General features: G+C 52.1%; 12 protein-coding genes. 6 read left to right on the forward strand and 6 right to left on the reverse strand.

Annotated features, from left to right (window positions below; genetic code table 11):
• Positions 1–23 precede the first annotated feature (23 nt).
• Positions 24–1,715: a dihydroxy-acid dehydratase gene (locus ACN0YN_RS00450; RefSeq protein ID WP_417383000.1), complete on the reverse strand. Its 1,692-nt coding sequence runs from the start codon at positions 1,713–1,715 to the stop codon at positions 24–26.
• A gap of 619 nt (positions 1,716–2,334) precedes the next feature.
• Between ACN0YN_RS00450 and ACN0YN_RS00455 the strand changes: the two genes are divergently transcribed.
• From ACN0YN_RS00455 to murA, 4 genes are all read left to right on the forward strand, one after another.
• Entirely contained in the window at positions 2,335–2,619 is a 285-nt protein-coding gene (locus tag ACN0YN_RS00455) for a type B 50S ribosomal protein L31 (RefSeq protein WP_417383001.1), read from the forward strand.
• Positions 2,620–2,784: 165 nt separating this feature from the next.
• Positions 2,785–3,867 carry a peptide chain release factor 1 gene (prfA, locus tag ACN0YN_RS00460; protein WP_417383002.1) on the forward strand — a complete coding sequence of 361 codons (1,083 nt, stop codon included), beginning with the start codon at positions 2,785–2,787 and terminating at the stop codon, positions 3,865–3,867.
• Between the two features lie 51 nt (positions 3,868–3,918).
• Positions 3,919–4,836 (forward strand): peptide chain release factor N(5)-glutamine methyltransferase, encoded by a 918-nt coding sequence (gene prmC, locus ACN0YN_RS00465; RefSeq protein WP_417383003.1) that lies wholly within the window; start codon positions 3,919–3,921, stop codon positions 4,834–4,836.
• 59 nt (positions 4,837–4,895) lie between these two features.
• Complete coding sequence (murA, locus tag ACN0YN_RS00470) at positions 4,896–6,344, forward strand: UDP-N-acetylglucosamine 1-carboxyvinyltransferase (protein ID WP_417383004.1); 1,449 nt, start codon at positions 4,896–4,898, stop codon at positions 6,342–6,344.
• Between the two features lie 32 nt (positions 6,345–6,376).
• Here the strand turns inward: murA and ACN0YN_RS00475 are convergent, their stop codons facing one another.
• The 5 genes from ACN0YN_RS00475 to ACN0YN_RS00495 form a co-directional block, all read right to left on the reverse strand.
• Positions 6,377–7,894 carry a PQQ-binding-like beta-propeller repeat protein gene (locus ACN0YN_RS00475; RefSeq protein ID WP_417383005.1) on the reverse strand — a complete coding sequence of 506 codons (1,518 nt, stop codon included), beginning with the start codon at positions 7,892–7,894 and terminating at the stop codon, positions 6,377–6,379.
• A gap of 25 nt (positions 7,895–7,919) precedes the next feature.
• On the reverse strand, positions 7,920–9,512 hold the full coding sequence (locus ACN0YN_RS00480; protein WP_417383006.1) for a DUF6798 domain-containing protein: 1,593 nt from the start codon (positions 9,510–9,512) through the stop codon (positions 7,920–7,922).
• Positions 9,513–9,599: 87 nt separating this feature from the next.
• Positions 9,600–9,830 (reverse strand): RNA polymerase subunit sigma, encoded by a 231-nt coding sequence (locus ACN0YN_RS00485; RefSeq protein ID WP_417383007.1) that lies wholly within the window; start codon positions 9,828–9,830, stop codon positions 9,600–9,602.
• Positions 9,831–9,979: 149 nt separating this feature from the next.
• Complete coding sequence (locus ACN0YN_RS00490; protein WP_417383008.1) at positions 9,980–11,548, reverse strand: pyridoxal phosphate-dependent decarboxylase family protein; 1,569 nt, start codon at positions 11,546–11,548, stop codon at positions 9,980–9,982.
• Positions 11,549–11,690: 142 nt separating this feature from the next.
• The gene (locus tag ACN0YN_RS00495) at positions 11,691–12,809 is read right to left on the reverse strand and encodes an FtsW/RodA/SpoVE family cell cycle protein (protein ID WP_417383009.1); all 1,119 of its coding nucleotides are present in this window, start codon (positions 12,807–12,809) and stop codon (positions 11,691–11,693) included.
• A 229-nt stretch (positions 12,810–13,038) separates the two neighbouring features.
• Between ACN0YN_RS00495 and ACN0YN_RS00500 the strand changes: the two genes are divergently transcribed.
• Together ACN0YN_RS00500 and ACN0YN_RS00505 are read left to right on the forward strand one after the other, a co-directional pair.
• Positions 13,039–14,262, forward strand: coding sequence for a rhomboid family intramembrane serine protease (locus ACN0YN_RS00500; RefSeq protein ID WP_417383010.1), 1,224 nt, complete (start codon positions 13,039–13,041; stop codon positions 14,260–14,262).
• 286 nt (positions 14,263–14,548) lie between these two features.
• A complete protein-coding gene (locus ACN0YN_RS00505; protein WP_417383011.1) occupies positions 14,549–16,141 on the forward strand; it encodes a hypothetical protein in 1,593 nt (530 codons plus the stop codon).
• Positions 16,142–16,164: the final 23 nt, after the last annotated feature.

A 16,164-nucleotide genomic window follows, 5' to 3' on the forward strand; every position in this document is an offset into this window, starting at 1 on the left:
GTATTGATTTGGGGGTTCCGGGTTTATTCGCAATCCGGCAGCAGGGCTTTGCTCACACAGCCATGATGGGCCTGTGCAGTCGTTGCTGAAAAATCAGCGAGGTAGCCGCGCGAATGCATGACGGGTTTGAGCTGGTGATTGTCTCGACGTTGCTGTAATTCCTGATCGGAGACAGCGAAACTGATTTCTCCTTTGAGCAGATCGAACGAGATCTGGTCTCCATCCTGAACCAGGCCAATCGGGCCGCCCACGGCTGCTTCGGGTGAACAGTGCACGCCGATGGCACCGTGTGAAACGCCGGAGACACGTGTGTCTGAGATGAACGCGACTTTACCATCCAGTTCCGGTACCGTCAGAGCGGCTGTCGCGACAAGTACCTCAGGCATACCGGATGCAACCGGACCGAGATTTCGTAATACGATAACACTGCCGGGCTTGATCTTACCGGCTTCGACAGCATCGACGACTGCTTTCGCTTCATCAAAACAGCAGGCGGTTCCTGTGAAGTGCGATTCCTGCATGCTGGACACTTTGAAGACAATGCCTCCCGGAGCGAGATTACCGAAACAGATCTGCATGTCGGCGTAAGCTTTATAAGGTTGATCCAGTGGGGCGATCAGTTCCTGGTCTGCGGGAACATCGCCGACGTCTGCCAGATTTTCAGCGAGTGTTTTACCTGTCACTGTCAGACAACTGCCATCAATGATACCTGCTTTGAGCAGATGTTTCATGAGGACCGGAGTGCCACCCAGGTAGTGCAGATCGACCATGGTTTTTTTGCCGCGTGGTGCAAAACTGCAATACACGGGTGTTTTTTTGAGGATTTCCTGAATGTCCTGCAGATGGAATTCGACTCCCGCTTCGCGCGCCAGGGCAAGCAGATGGAGGATGCCGTTTGTGGAGCCGCCGATGGCTGCGATGGTGGCGGCGGCATTTTCAAAGGCTTTGCGGGTCAGGATATCGCGCGGCCGGATATTTTTCTGCAGCAGGTTCCGCACGGCGGAAGCGACGTTGAGGCATTCCGTTTTTTTCGCGCTATCGATGGCAGGCGTCGAACTGCTGAATGGAAGCATCAGCCCGATGGCTTCGAGCGCGATTCCCCAGGTATTGAATGAAGCAGCAATCCCACAGCCTCCCGGACCCGGGCAGGCGGTTTTCAGAATCTGCTCCGCTTCCTCTTCTTCCATCGCGCCGACGGCCGCTGCCGCCTGAGAGTCGTAAACATCCAGGATCGAAATGTCCTGACCTTTGTGGCAGCCCGGCATGATACTGCCTCCACTGACGACCAGGCCTGGATAGTTGAGTCGCGCCAATGCCATCGCAAAGCCCGGGCCGTTTTTGTCACAGTTATGCAGACCAATCAGGGCATCGTAAGAGTGTGCACTGACGACACATTCTGCGGCGTTTGCGATCATATTCCGAGAGGGGAGGCTGGCGTTGCCTCCTTCCTGTCCCTGGGTGATGTTGTCACTGACGGCGGGAACTCCAAAGGGGAGACCAATCATTTCCGCCGATTTGCAACCTTCTGCAATTTCTTTCGCCAGTTCGTATGCATGCACATTACAGAGGTTGCCATCCAGTAACGGCACACCAATCCCAATCTGAGCCTTGTTAAAATCCGCGTCAGAAAAACCCAGCCCGTAGTAAAATGCGGTAACTCCCCGCTGCCAGCCGTGTGTCAGGTTTTGACTGTTCCAGTTTAAAGGGTGATCCATAATGTTGTTCCTGAGCGAATTGATATGTGAGTGGGACGAAAGCCCTTGTTTTTATCTAACTCTAAACGGTCGACAGCGGCAGGCCAAGTTACTTAACATTTGATTTTCAAAACAGATACAGAGTCCTGCCTTCTCTCGTTAAAAAGTGGACTTCCTGAGCAGACGAGCGTCCTGAAAGAGGCAGAAAATCTGAAGGTGATTTCAAATGCAGGCCTGCAGATGAGAGTTGAGGTGAGGAAAATATGAAAAATTGCGCGAATTGTTTGAATTCTGAGTGTCTGAAATAGCTGTATGTTAAACCTATAGAAAGAGTTGCGTTGATTTGTGTCTACAGGCCTTTGCGCTTGCTCATTCGTGCAGAGGAACGTAAACTGTGATGTTTCGTAGAGCAGATATTTCTATAAACTGTTTTGTTTTCTAATTTTAGGGAACTGAAGACTCAGACAGGGCAGTTTGAGAGATCATTCCGACAAGACAGTTCGATGATTGGCATCGGTTATATAGCAGAGTCAGGGACAGCACACGGCAAAAAGTGCTTTCGGAGTCCCGATCCACAAGACTGGCAGCAGACAGTCTGTGAAATCGATTAAGGTTTTCAGGTAATAAAGAAGCTGAGAAAATGAAAAAAGACATTCATCCCGATTATCATCCTGTTGTATTTAAGGATACTTCAACAGGTGATTCATTCCTCATCCAGTCAACAGCCACTTCTAAGACAACCGTGGAATGGGAAGATGGAAACACTTACCCATTGGTGGCAGTGGAAATCAGTTCCAAATCTCATCCTTACTACACCGGTAAGATGAAGTTTGTTGACAGCGCCGGCCGCGTGGAAAAATTCCAGAAGAAATACAACTGGGACAAACGCAAAGGCGAAGAAGGCGACACCAAAGAAGACGAATAGCACAATTTATTATTGTCTAAAACAGAGGCTCTACGGATGATCCGTATGAGCCTCGTTTAATGCATGGTCGTCACTTTTCTATTTTTATGTCTGGGTAGATCATTCAACATTACGTGAATTGATAAACCGAATATTACAGACAGGCTTATTCGTGGATTTGGGTAAATGAAGTTTCCCACCCTGCAGGTTAAACTGGATCGATATGAGGAGTTGGAAAAAGAACTCCAGGATCCGGAAGTTCTGGCTAATACCAGCAAGCTGGTTGAAATCCAGCGAGAGTACGGCGGTCTGGCGAAGGTTGCATTAGCAGTCCGCGAGTTTAATACTCGCGCCGAAGACATCGAAGTCGCGAAGGAGATGCTGGAAGAGGAATCCGATCCTGCTGCCAGAGAATACGCACAGAAAGAACTGGACGAACTCTGCGAAGAGCACGAGAGGCACACCAAAGAGCTGGAAGATATGGTCGTCGCCGGTGATTCGATCACGCGTGGCGGTTTGATCATGGAAATTCGCGCTGGTGCCGGCGGTGATGAAGCGGCTCTGTTTGCACGCGAACTCTTCGATATGTATATGCACTATGTCGAAGCGCAAAAGGGCTGGAAAACAGAAGTGTTGAACATGAGTGCCACCGAACTGGGGGGCATGAAAGAAGTCACGTTTTCCATCGCCGGTGAAGGTGCCTATCACCGTTTGCAGTTTGAGAGTGGCGGTCACCGCGTGCAGCGGGTTCCTGAGACGGAAACACAGGGCCGCGTGCATACGAGTGCAGCTACCGTTGCCGTGCTTCCCGAAGCGAGCGAGGTGGAAGTCGAAATCAAACCGGACGAAATTCGCCTCGATACCTTCCACGCGAGTGGTCCCGGGGGTCAGAAGGTGAATAAAACGGAAAGCGCCGTGCGAATCACCCACTTGCCGACTGGCACCGTGGTGCAGTGCCAGGATGAAAAAAGTCAGCATAAGAACAAAGCGAAGGCCATGCGAGTGCTGCGAAGTCGTGTGCTGGAACAGATGCAGCAGAAAGCGGCTGAAGAACGGGCTGACCAGCGTCGGACATTAATTGGCTCGGGAGACCGTAGCCAGCGTATTCGTACCTATAACTTTCCACAAGGTCGTGTGACGGACCACCGCATCAACCTTTCTCTTTATAAGATTGATCAGATTATGCAGGGTGACCTGGATGAACTGGTCAATGCCCTGTTACAGTTTGACCGGGAAGAGCGTTTACTGGGCGACGGCTCAAAAAAATAAATTCGACTGTCTACCGTTTATCGGTTAGCTGTAACTACGATGGATCGTGCCGTGAATGAGAACTCACCATCATCGGATCGCACCTCCGGGGCTGCATCAGAGGCCTGGACCGTCCGACGGATTCTGGACTGGACGACCGCCCATCTGGCGAAACACGGCAGTGATTCCCCGCGACTGGATACCGAAGTTCTGCTGGCTCACGCACGGAACTGCGAGCGGATTCGTCTCTACACAAATTACGAAGATGTCGTCACGGAATCGGAACGCGCGATGATGCGTCAACTGGTGCAGAGACGGGCCAATTCCGAACCGGTGGCCTACCTGGTGGGGAATCGCGAATTTTTCGGCCTCGATTTTTATGTCGATAAAAATGTGCTGGTGCCCCGACCGGATACGGAAACGCTGGTGATGGAACTGGTTGATGAGGCACAGAAACTCACGAATCCTTTCATTCTGGATTTGTGTACCGGGAGTGGCTGTATCGCTATTTCCGCTGCTGCGAATTGTCCCAATGCGAAATTTCTGGCAACCGATATCAGTGAACCGGCGCTGGCAATCGCTCAAAAAAATGCGGAATCCAATGACTTGTCGAATCAGGTTGATTTTCTGCTCAGCGACTGTTTCGAACAGATTACATCTGGAACATTGTTCGATGTTATCGTGAGCAATCCGCCCTACATTCCCGATGCGGAAATCGAGCAGCTGGAAAAAGATGTCAGGCAGCATGAACCCCGGCTGGCATTATCAGGCGGCAAAGATGGTCTGGATTTTTATCGTAAGATCATTCAACAGGCGGGCGGTTATCTGAAAGACAATGGGTTGCTGATGCTGGAGTTCTCACCAGAACAGGAAACTGATTTGCTGTCTCTGTTTAAGGCGACTGGTGTCTACACGGATGTGAGGGTCAAATCGGATCTGGCGGGGCGGGCCCGGGTCATAATTGGGCAAAAACTGCCTATCTTAAAATAAACGGATTTTCTATACTGCAGCAGTCAATCGACGTCTAATCTACATGAGGAGATCCAGGGATGGATATGTTTATCGTTCGCGGAGGCGAGCGGCTTTCAGGTAGCGTTTCTGTCAGTGGTGCGAAAAATTCGGCATTACCACTGATGGCAGCAGCGATGGCCTGTGAAGGCGAGACAACTCTGTGCTCCATTCCCGATCTGGTCGACGTTAAAACTCAGTCGCAGGTGCTGGGTTCTCTCGGCATGGATGTGAACCGCGATCCTGACGGTGCATTGCGTCTCAAGACGGTCGATGAAACATCCTGTATTGCCGATTACGATCTGGTGCGACGCATGCGGGCCAGTGTCTGTGTTTTGGGGCCATTGCTGGCCAAGCGACGCATGGCGTGTGTCTCTCTGCCGGGCGGCTGTAATATTGGTGACCGACCGATTGATCTGCATCTGAAAGGGCTCTCCGCGCTGGGAGCGCAAATTCGTGTCGACCGGGGTTATGTTATCGCGCGAGCCGATCGGTTGCGCGGCGCGAATATCTTTCTGGGTGGTGCCTTTGGAAGTACGGTTACGGGGACCTGCAATGTGATGATTGCGGCTGCCCTGGCAAAAGGGACAACGACCATCGAATCCGCGGCCTGTGAGCCGGAGGTGGTTGACGTCGGTAACTTCCTGAATGCAGCGGGAGCAAAAATCGAAGGGCTGGGAACACCGTTCCTGACAATCGAAGGTGTTGAACAACTCAACGGCGTGAAACATGAAGTCATCCCGGACCGCATTGAAGCGGCTACGCTAATGATTGCCGCTGCGATTACGGGAGGCGATGTCTGTTTAAAACAGGTCAGACCCGATCATATTACGGCTGTGATTGAAAAGCTGCGAGAAATCGGTGTCACGGTTGAGCTGGAATACCCGGATCAGCCGTCAAAAAAACAGGCGGTCACTGTACGGGTGACGCAGCCACTCCGGTCTGTCGACTGTATCGCACTTCCGTATCCCGGAATTCCGACAGACGTGCAGGCGCAGCTGATGTCGTTGCTGACCAGCGTGCCCGGCATCAGTATCGTCACCGACAAGGTCTTCCCGGATCGATTCATGCATGCTTCGGAACTGGCACGCATGGGGGCGAATATCCGCAGAGAGTCGGCCAGCGCCATTCTGAATGGTGTGTCCCGTTTGAGTGGTACCTGTGTGATGGCTTCTGATTTGCGTGCGAGTGCCGCCCTGGTTTTAGCCGGCCTGGCTGCTGAAGGGGAGACGGTCATTCGCCGGATTTATCATCTGGATCGCGGCTATGAACGTCTGGAGGAAAAGCTGATCTCACTTGGTGCGCATGTCGAGCGCGTCAGAGACGAACCGCAAAACATGCCCGACAGTCTGAAACTGACCGACGGCGAAAGCCGCCCCAGTTATTCTGAACTGCTCGATGCGTTAACCGGGCCGCACTGGAATCAGAGTGCCAGACAGCCCGATACCCAAAGTGTGTCGATGCCAACCGATACATCTGACGAAGACTGAAATCGTTTCGTTCGAGAACTCAGTCTGAGCAACTACTTTTTCTTTTCTGAAAAGTCCAGGCAGATCAGATGCGATTCGCTTCTGAGGTACAGCTTCTTATGTGCGAGTACCGGTGCTGCCCAGGCGGGATAATTGATCTGGGGAAATGATGTGCGGCAGACTTCGTGGAATTCCTTGGGGTCTACTTTGACAATCGCCAGAGTGCCTCTTTCTCCCAGGACGATGAATTTGTTGTCGGCCAGAATCGCAGAACCGCGCCCATAGAGAGGCCAGGGAGCTGTTTTCCCGGAATCGATCCACAGGAACTGACCGGTGAGTGTGTTGCGTTTGATTTTATCGATGACGGGGGCAGCGCCATCGGTTTCCCACACGACTTTACCGTCTGAGAGACGGACACAGCGCATTGTCGCTTCTCGTTCGTGGCGACCACTGAAGCCATACAGGTAACCGTCGTGATGAATGGTCGTTGACCAGTGGGTCATCATGTTAGTTGGGTCACGCCAGAGCTCTTTATAGCTTTTGCCGTTCGGTTCTACCTGCAGCAAAGCTGACCCCACCTGATAAGCGGCGGAGAGGAAGATTTTATCATCGATGACCACCGGTCGGGCGGCATTGACCGAGTCGTTAATCATGGAACGGAACCAGTATTTGAAGTTCAGCGAACCATCTTCGGGATTGAGGGAGACCAGTCCCTGACGCATCAGGCAGAGCAGGTGTCGTTTGCCATGAATGGTGACCGCGATGGGAGAGGAGTAGCTGGAGAGTTTTTCGTTACCCCTCCATTTGTAAACCGGCATTCTTTCCCAGCCTGTCGATGTCCCATTCCAGACGTCCTCACCGACATTGTGCCAGAGTGTTTTGCCCGTCCTGGCATCAAAGGCGACCATGCCGAAATCTGGTTTGCCGCCGACCATGACGATGAGCTTGTTTCCTTCCAGAATGGGAGTGGCGCCGATACCAAAGAATCCGGGGGGGACCTCAAATTCCTTGAGGCAGTCACGATGCCAGACCAGAGTGCCGTCTTTGATGTTGAGGCAATATAGTTTTCCCTGTGCGCCGAAGGTATAGCAGTACTGTTCGGTCAACAGAGGAGAGCAGCGGGGACCATTGTTATAGCCATAGGGATCGCGGAAATCGGAGTCGTAGGCGTACTTCCAGAGTTCCTTGCCGGTATCTGCCGCCAGGCATTCGATGACTTCTTTCTTCTCATCCTCACCTTTGTCAGGACGATGGTGAATGACCAGGCGGTTACCCAGCACGGAGGGGGCGCTGTAGCCGGTACCGATTCGTTTTTCCCAGAGCAGGGGAGGTCCTGACTGGGGGAAGCTGTCGATCAGACCGGTCTCTGCTGAAATGCCTGTCTGTTCCGGACCGAGAAAGTAAGGCCAGTCTCCTGTTTTGACCGCGGGTGGTTGTGCCTGAAGAGATGCCGTCGGTTGACCTGTCTGAGGTGTGGGTAACGACAGGTTCAGCAGGAGAACGATTCCCAGGCAGACGCTGATGCAGTATTTTCGATTGAGATGATTCATGTGTGAGTCGGTCGCTTTCATCAGTAAACCATTCAGAGGCAGGAGGTCAGGGGAGTTCGTATACTTTATAAGTACGATTCTGATAAATCGGGTCGATGGTTGTAAAGGGGCCCAGACGTTTTACCAGCAGATGCGTAATGCCGGTCTTCTGCTGCAAAGCTTCTAAGGCGTCATCGTCAAAGCCGTTATTATAATATTCCTGGCCCCATTTTCGAAGGTACTTGAGGCGTCGATTCCATTCTATGATCCCGCTGGCATCCTGGGGGCAGTCTTTGTAGGTCACATATTCGGGGCGCTGGGCATACCATTTGAAGTCGGATTGATGCGCCGGCGTCAGGAAGAGCGTCTCTTCAGGTGTATGATTTCGAATCCATTCACAGGCATCGATCCAGTCCGCCCGTTGTGCGGGGGACATCTTGTGGATTGGTGGATGGTTCCAGGCGGAATACAGCGTACCCGTAAAAATTCCCAGGCAGAGCAGACCCAGAATCAATTTGCGTGTTGCGGGAGACAACCTTGAGGCGCTGGTTTTCTGTTCTGCGTCGACAGTCAAATACTGCTGAAACAGATGGAATAAGGCGACGACAAATGCCAGCGGAAGCAGGGCGTCAAACAGACGGAAGGGATAGAATTTGAGCAGCGACATGCGAAAGGCATAATAGGGCATTTCGCTGGCAGGTCGGGGGCCGGCTCCCAGTAAAATACCGACGCAGGCCAGTCCGACAGAGCCGATGATAAAAAACTGAAAGAAGCGACTGATGAATGAGGCCGGTTCCCTGCGTGCCAGGAATAACCAGACGACCAGCAGAATCGCATACATGAGGTAGCTGAAAAGATCGAAATCCATCGGGTCCAGGTGGTGCTTGAGTCGGTAAAAAACCTGGATATAATTTGCGGCGAAACTGTCCTTGGGATTTCCCTGTGTCAGTAAAGCCAGGGAGGGGATCAGTCCGGGCAGCGAGCAGAGAATGAGGCATCCAAAAGCTGGTATTGCGACTTTGAGAGAATGGATCAGCGTGATGCGGTTCAGGTTCTTTCTGTTGAAAAACGTCAGGCAGATCAGGGCAAACAGACCGCAGGCCAGCGCCCAGACTCCGACGACGGGATGCCAGGTGATGGTCAGCCCGGTATAAATGCCGGCCCGGTTCCAGTTTTGTTCACAGGCATTGGCGAGCGCCAGGAACAGAAAACCGTACGCGTAGACTTTGGATTCTATGCCGCCAATGATCCATTCACCTGAGAAGTTCCCGATCGCTGCCAGCGCGAGATAGAGCCAGGCCGTAATCAAAGGTGCCCAGAACCCCGGACATAAAACGCTGATCAGACGATACCAGCCAATGGCCAGCAGCAGGAAACCTGCGAGTCGGCCCAGCACTGCGGTCAGTGGTAACGACAGCACCTGGGTGACAGCGCCGACTGTCTGGAAAAAAAAGAGGTGCGCATTGGATGATTCGAGAAAGAAGTCACCGGCGCACCACTGTGGATTCCAGTAATGATGTGCCTTGGTGAGATAATGCGGTTCGTTTGTGCCGGGAACCGGAAAACGCATGAATGAGTCGGCGGCAAACGATCCGCCGATCAATAAAATCATGAGAATGGCTGGAGCCGGTATCTTCGTCGCTGTGGATTCAGGGGTCACTGAACTTGAGCACCTTGTTTGGCCATCAGACGTCAACCGGAATAGCGCCTGCCGGATCAGTATCTGGGAGTCTGTTCCGGGATCAGGTTATTTTTTCTTCGCTTTCTTTTTCGCCGTTTTTTTCGCTGCGGTTTTTTTGGCAGTTACTTTTTTAGCAGCGGGTGCTTTGTCTGCTGTTTTTTTAGCTGCTTTTTTCTTCGTACTTTTTTTGGCAGCTGCTTTCTTTTTAGCCCCTTTTTTGGCTGGATCGCCGAAGATTTTATCGTAATTTTCCCAGAACTTGGGAGTCGTACCTGTTCGAACAATCGGGCCGCTCATAATCTTACATCTCCATTTCGAATCTGAATACGCCGACAGGCGATATCAAATACAATACATTTTCATCAAAAGTCAGTGGTCAAATTATAACAAGATACGGTCGTCTTGTCTTTTCTGAGCGATGATTCTTTCGATCTGATTGTGAATTGTCAAGTCTGTTCACATTGATCGACGAGAGGCGGGGGATCAAATGTCTTTTGGAGTTCACTGGCCCGGAGGCGAATTGTGTTTAATAACTGAAGCAGATGGGCTTCTGTTGTCAGGGGATTCATGACGGTGATGCGAAACGCCGCCTGTTCATTAATGACGGAATGCACAATGTAAAATTCACCTGATTCGATTAACTGACGTCGCAGTTTGAAATGAAACAGGTTCTGTTGTTCCATTGGCAGGGCATTCAGCCAGTCGGTCTGGTAACGGAAGACAACGATGTTGCATTCCGGTTCATGCAGTGGTTCAAAATCGGACGCCTGCAGGAGCATGTCATAGAAGGTCCGGGTAGTGGCAAACGTGATGTCTACCAGGTCGGCGAACAGGCTTTTCCCAAACAGTGACCAGATTCCCCAGAGTGCGTAGCTGTTCGCCCGCTTGGTGCATTCGATGGTGCGCAGGCCGATGTCATATTCCGCAATTTCGGGGGCTGAGGGGTCAAACAGATAGGCTGCCTGCTGCTGGAATGCTGAGAACTGATGCGCTTTGTTTTTGTAAAACAGAAATGCACTGAGAGCGGGCATGAACATCATCTTGTGGGCATCGAAAACTACACTGTCTGCCCGGTGCAGGCCGGCGGTTAAATGTTTGTGCTGTTCCGAAAAGCAGGTTGGTCCGCCGTGGGCAGCGTCGACATGCAGCCAGAGATCATGCTGTTCACACAGATCGGCGATTTCATTCAAAGGATCAAAGGCACCTATGGGTGTGGCGCAGGCACAGGCGACTACAGCGATGATGGTTTTATTATCCGCCTGACAGGAGAGGATCAGTTCCCTGAGAGCGGCGGGATTCATCTTCCTTCGTTCGTCGAGGGGGACTTTGATAATGTTTTCCGAACCGATGCCCAGAATTCCTGCCGATCGGGTGACGCTGTAGTGAGCATCGCTGGAGACCAGAATCACGGGAACGGAGTTCCGTTTTGCCTGCGGTCCCTGTGTCCAGATTTCCGGACATTTCAGATTACGAGCTGCCAGCAGTCCCGTCAGGTTGGCCAGCGATCCTCCATGTGTGACCAGGCCGGCAAACGTACCCGGCTTGTAGCCGATTTCACGGCCCAGCGATTCAATCAGCGCTAACTCGACTGCGGTGGCCCAGGGACCCATTTCATAGACGGCCATCACCTGATTGGTTACCGAGACGATGGCCTCAAACAGACCAGCCAGGGGGAGGGAAGCAGGGACCTGATGTCCGATATAACGGGGGTTCTGCAGGTTGTGTCCCCGGTCCAGCATGGACTGGGCCAGCTGACGAAAGGCGTTGATTGTTTTACTGAGATCGAATTCTTTCGCTTCATTCTCAGGTGCCTGATTGAGCTGCTGCAGAGCGGCTTTAAAGTTATCGGCAGGGTGTGCCCAGTTGAGAACAGGCGTGCTTTCGAGCGGCAGCGAATGCGCGTGCTTTGTGAGTAATTCACTTAACGTCCGACTGGCCGATTCCAGCAATTCGGGAGAGTAAATCGCCTGGATGCGGGACTGTGCTGCTGATAAATCGGGGGCTGTGGTGGTCATGAGCGTTTCTTACTGAGAGCGAGTACAAGCAGTACATTGAAAGGCAATCAATGTACCTGTCTGAATATTTTAGCTGTTTTTCAGCCCGCAGGAACGTGTACAAAACGAAAACAAACAACCGGAACTCTGTTTCATGAGGGTTTTAAAAGCGAAATGGTTCGGCGTTCATTTCGTAACCGGGGTGCATGCAGATATTAATCAGCAGTCCCAGGGCCAGACAGGTACTGAGCATACTGGTGCCCCCATAACTCATCAGGGGGAGCGTCATCCCGGTGATCGGCATCAGTCCGACGGTCATGCCGGTGTTGATGATGGTCTGTGAAGCCAGCAGCGTCACGATCCCGACGGCGACGAGACGTCCGAATGGTTCGCGGGTCGCCGTCGCGATCTGCAGGCCGCGAATATAGAGAGCAGCGAATACCAGTACGGTAAACAGACAGCCCATCATGCCGAAGCGTTCGCCGACCAGGCAGAAGATGAAGTCGGTCCGTCCTGCGGGAAGATGGTAGGCGGCAGGATCGTCGACAGGCATGCCGGCAATTTCACTCCCCCAGACTCCCCCCAGCGCGAGCATCTGCTTGGACTGGTAGAGGTGGTAGCCGTCCCCTTTGGGCATTTCTCCCCCATCCTGTTGGGTAAATAAGGCGACGATACGCGATTTCTGCTCCGGGTTCATCTGCAGCCAGAGCAGGGGGAGAGTGCAGATTCCCAGAATGACGATGGTGACCAGGTGTCGGGGGCGGGCTCCGGCGGAAAAGAGCATGGCAAACAGAATGGGAAAGAAGAGCAGAGACGTACCCAGGTCCGGTTCGCGCAGAATCAGAACGACGGGTACGCAGGTCAGAATGAAGGGGACGATCAGTCCCGGAATCCGCCGGTAGTTTTTGCGATACATCAGGTAGTGTGCCAGGGCAAGGATGTACGTGATCTTGGCGAGTTCAGAGGGCTGAAATTTAAAAAATCCCAATGGAATCCAGCGACGGGATCCATTCACCGCGGGAATAAAAAAGACGGCGATCAGAAACAGCAGTGTGACCAGAAAGAGGGGATAGCTGACGCCGCGCAGATTGCGGTAGGGAAACAGCATGGTACCCACAAGGGCAGAGAGGGAGATCAGGATCCAGATGCACTGTTTCTGAAAATAGTGCCCCTGGCCGACCAGTTCGTCTCCGCGCGCAATGCCCGCTAGACCGCATCCCATCAATATGAAGATACAGCAGAGGATCGACCACGGAATTCGACGAATACCAGTATGGATCATTGCGGTGTTTGCCCTGGAAGAATGGAAACGAACAGGCGTTTTTTAGCGAAAATCGGCAGATCAGGAAAGAGGGATCTTTTTTTGATGAAGTTCGCTGGAGTGGAATTGAATTACGGGTGTCAAAGCCTGCGAAATCAGCTATTCTTTGAATATCAGTTACTCATATCCCGGTTATTATCAATCGTCTTACATGTTTCATTCACTGCGAAGAGCCTGTTCAAAATATCCTGTGACTGCGGCTTACATTGCCTTTGCGGTCGGGTTATTTCTGGCGGTACAGATTTACAGAATCGATCATGGGATCTCCAATGACGGTAGTTTCGACGATGCGCTATGGAAACTGGGGGCTGTGCAACCTCTGGTCTTTGTGCACGATCATCCCCTGGTCGAAGAGAAAGAGTACCCGACCGGAGGCCCCTTTGATCTATGGTCGGGGGAGTGGTGGCGGATTCTGATCAGCGGTTTTCATCATGGCGATGCGTTGCATCTGCTGCTGAACTGCGTGGCGATCGGATTATTAGGCCGGCTGATTGAGCCTGTCATGAAGCCGTGGTTGTATGCCGCGTTTCTGATCCTGGCGACTTATGTTTCCCTGCTGCCGGAATATTTTCTGGAACACTATCCCGTTGGATTATCGGGGGGTGCCTATGCGATGTTCGGGTTGTTGATGATGCTCCGCCGCATTCATCCAGAAATCGCAGAAGTGTTTACCGAGCGTGAAATCAACTTAGGGCTGGGCTTGCTGATCCTGTGTTTTGTATTAACACATTTTGGCATTATGAATATCGCGAATGCCGCACACGTTACCGGTTTTATATACGGAATCCTGGCAGGGGCCGTCTTGATCAATGGGTCTCGATTTGCAGGGACGCTCCGGTTTCTGTTTGTGTTGTCTCAGGTTCTGGTGATCCCTGCGACCTATCTGGTCTGTCATCCGGTGTGGAACGGCAAGTATTACTGGTACCTGGCGCGGCATGAAAATAATCTAGAACAGAAAATTGCCTATCTGCAGAAAGGGATGGAACTGTCGCCTGGCGAACCGAAGATCAGTGCAGAACTGGCTCTCAACCTGTTTCGAACAGGAGAAGTTCCCTTGCGATCCTGGGAGATCATGCTGCGCTCGCTGGAACGTAATCGTTCCTATGATAAAGGGGTCGAGATTACGCGACTGATCTGGAAACAGTTCCATTCAGATCAGGAAAAGCTGCAGGCGTTAGAAATTGTTTCAGATGTGTTCGGCGAGGAGTCCGATGCCTGGCTGGAGCGCTTCCAACTGGATCAATCTGCCGTAGCTTCAGCGGATGTGCCATTGCCCAGGTCGGATCAATCCGGAAATGAGTTTCTGTTTCTGAGAGAAACGGATCGTCAGGTGGCTCCCCAGCCGCGCGATCTGTCTGCGCCTCCCGTCGATCCTCGCTCTCCACAAAGTGCAATGGAGGGAGTGACGCTGTAACGGATCTGGTTCACTGATCCGGGCGACTCCTGAAACTGGTAAAATCCGCAGATTCGTTATGAAGGTCAATGATGAATGTCGTTTTTTGGCGACATTCATCATTCGTAAAAGACAGTTTTTCACCTCTGGCTTACCTGACCTATTCTTTAGGTAAACAAATCTGTTGTGATGCTGCGCTACAGGTATTTTTACAGAGAGAAACTCCGAATCGTCTGATCTCTCTCGTTTGGCCTCACGTGGCAGCATATGATGTAACTAACTCACCTTTCATATCGATCTGTTTATTATGGCTACAGCTTTGGAAAACCAAAACGACTCCACAAATCAGAATTCTGACGAAGAACAGACGGAGGATGCGGTCCTGGTCGATCGCTTTCCAGAAGGACTGCGCGTTTCGCGATTCACGTTCTTCACGGTCTGTGTGCTCTCTCTGTCATTTGTGATGTTCTGTTCGATGCCGCTCTGGCATACCGATATCTGGGGCCATCTGGCTTATGGGCAGTTGATCAGTGAGACCGGCAGTATTCCGGCGCTGGAGCCACTGGTTCCGCTTTCATCAGGGATCCCGTTCATTGATACCGCCTGGCTTTCACAGATCTTTGCCTTTCAGACATTTGAAATCTTCGGTGTCGCAGGAATTAAACTGCTGTATGCCGCTGCGATTACTGCCTGCCTGGGGCTGTTGCTGTTTCGCGTACAAAAGCGGACCACCAGTTTCTGGTGGGGCCTGGCTGCTGTCATTGCCTTTCTGATTTGCGACTGGAAACAGTTGGGGATCGTACGACCTCAACTCTCAGGTCTGCTCTGCTTTGTACTCTTATTTTCATTATTAAACGCCCGCCAATGGCGCAAATTCTACTGGTTTCTGATTCCAGCGGTATTTGCGTTGTGGGCGAATCTGCATGGATCATTCCCGGTGGGACTGGGATTGATTGGCTGTCTGTTGGTAGGGCGTGCCGTTGATGTGGGCCGGAAGGCGGGTTCCTGGAAAGCGATGTTCGGCGACAGTGTCACGCGTCGTTATTTTCTGCTGCTGGAACTCTCAGCCGTTGCCGTTCTATTTAATCCTTATGGGATTCAGTTGTATTCAGAAGTCTTCAGCTTTTCATCCAATCCCAATCTGGAAGCCCTCGTCGAGTGGAATCCGCTGACGCTGCGGATGTTCCAGGGGAAAACAGCCGCGGTACTGGCATTACTGCTGGTGATTGCCAGCCGATTCACTCCACGTCGCATTGGAACTGCAGAAGTTCTGCTGCTGGTGGGGCTGGGAGCTGCCGCCATGTGGAGTTCGCGGATGGTACTCTGGTGGGCCCCTGTCGCCGCCTATTACCTGGCACTGCATGGTGCCGCAATCCGGGGACAGAAACTGAAACATCTGGCTGATCCTGAAGCAGAAGAAGTCTACTGTGCCGGGAAATGGACCGTTGTTTCTGTGGGAATGGTCTGGATCTGTTTTGCGATTACTCCGATTGGCTCACAGATCCTGCACGGTAAAGAGGTGGACTTTGAAAAGAGTGTTTCCACTTCGACACCGATTGGCGCAACGGAATACCTGAAAGAAAAGAAAATCGAAGGTCAGTTGTTCAATTCCATGGAACTGGGGGACTACCTGATCTGGGACGGCCCGAAGAACTCCTACGTTTTTGCTGACTCGCATGTGCATCTGCTGCCACGCGAAGTCTGGGATCATTACCTGCGAATTGTGAATTCCGCCGGCGACGCAGAAGAACTGCTGGAGCGGTACGGTGTGAACACCGTGGTACTTGATTTACCCAGACGGAACACGCTGATGCGTCGTCTGGAGCGAGACGGTGCGTGGCGTGTGGGTTACAAAGATGATCGTAGTGTCGTCCTGTTGCGAAACAAACCGATTCAATAAACGGCGTCCCAGACTTATACACA

It is taken from the genome of Gimesia sp. (assembly GCF_048260065.1).
Taxonomy (GTDB): domain Bacteria; phylum Planctomycetota; class Planctomycetia; order Planctomycetales; family Planctomycetaceae; genus Gimesia.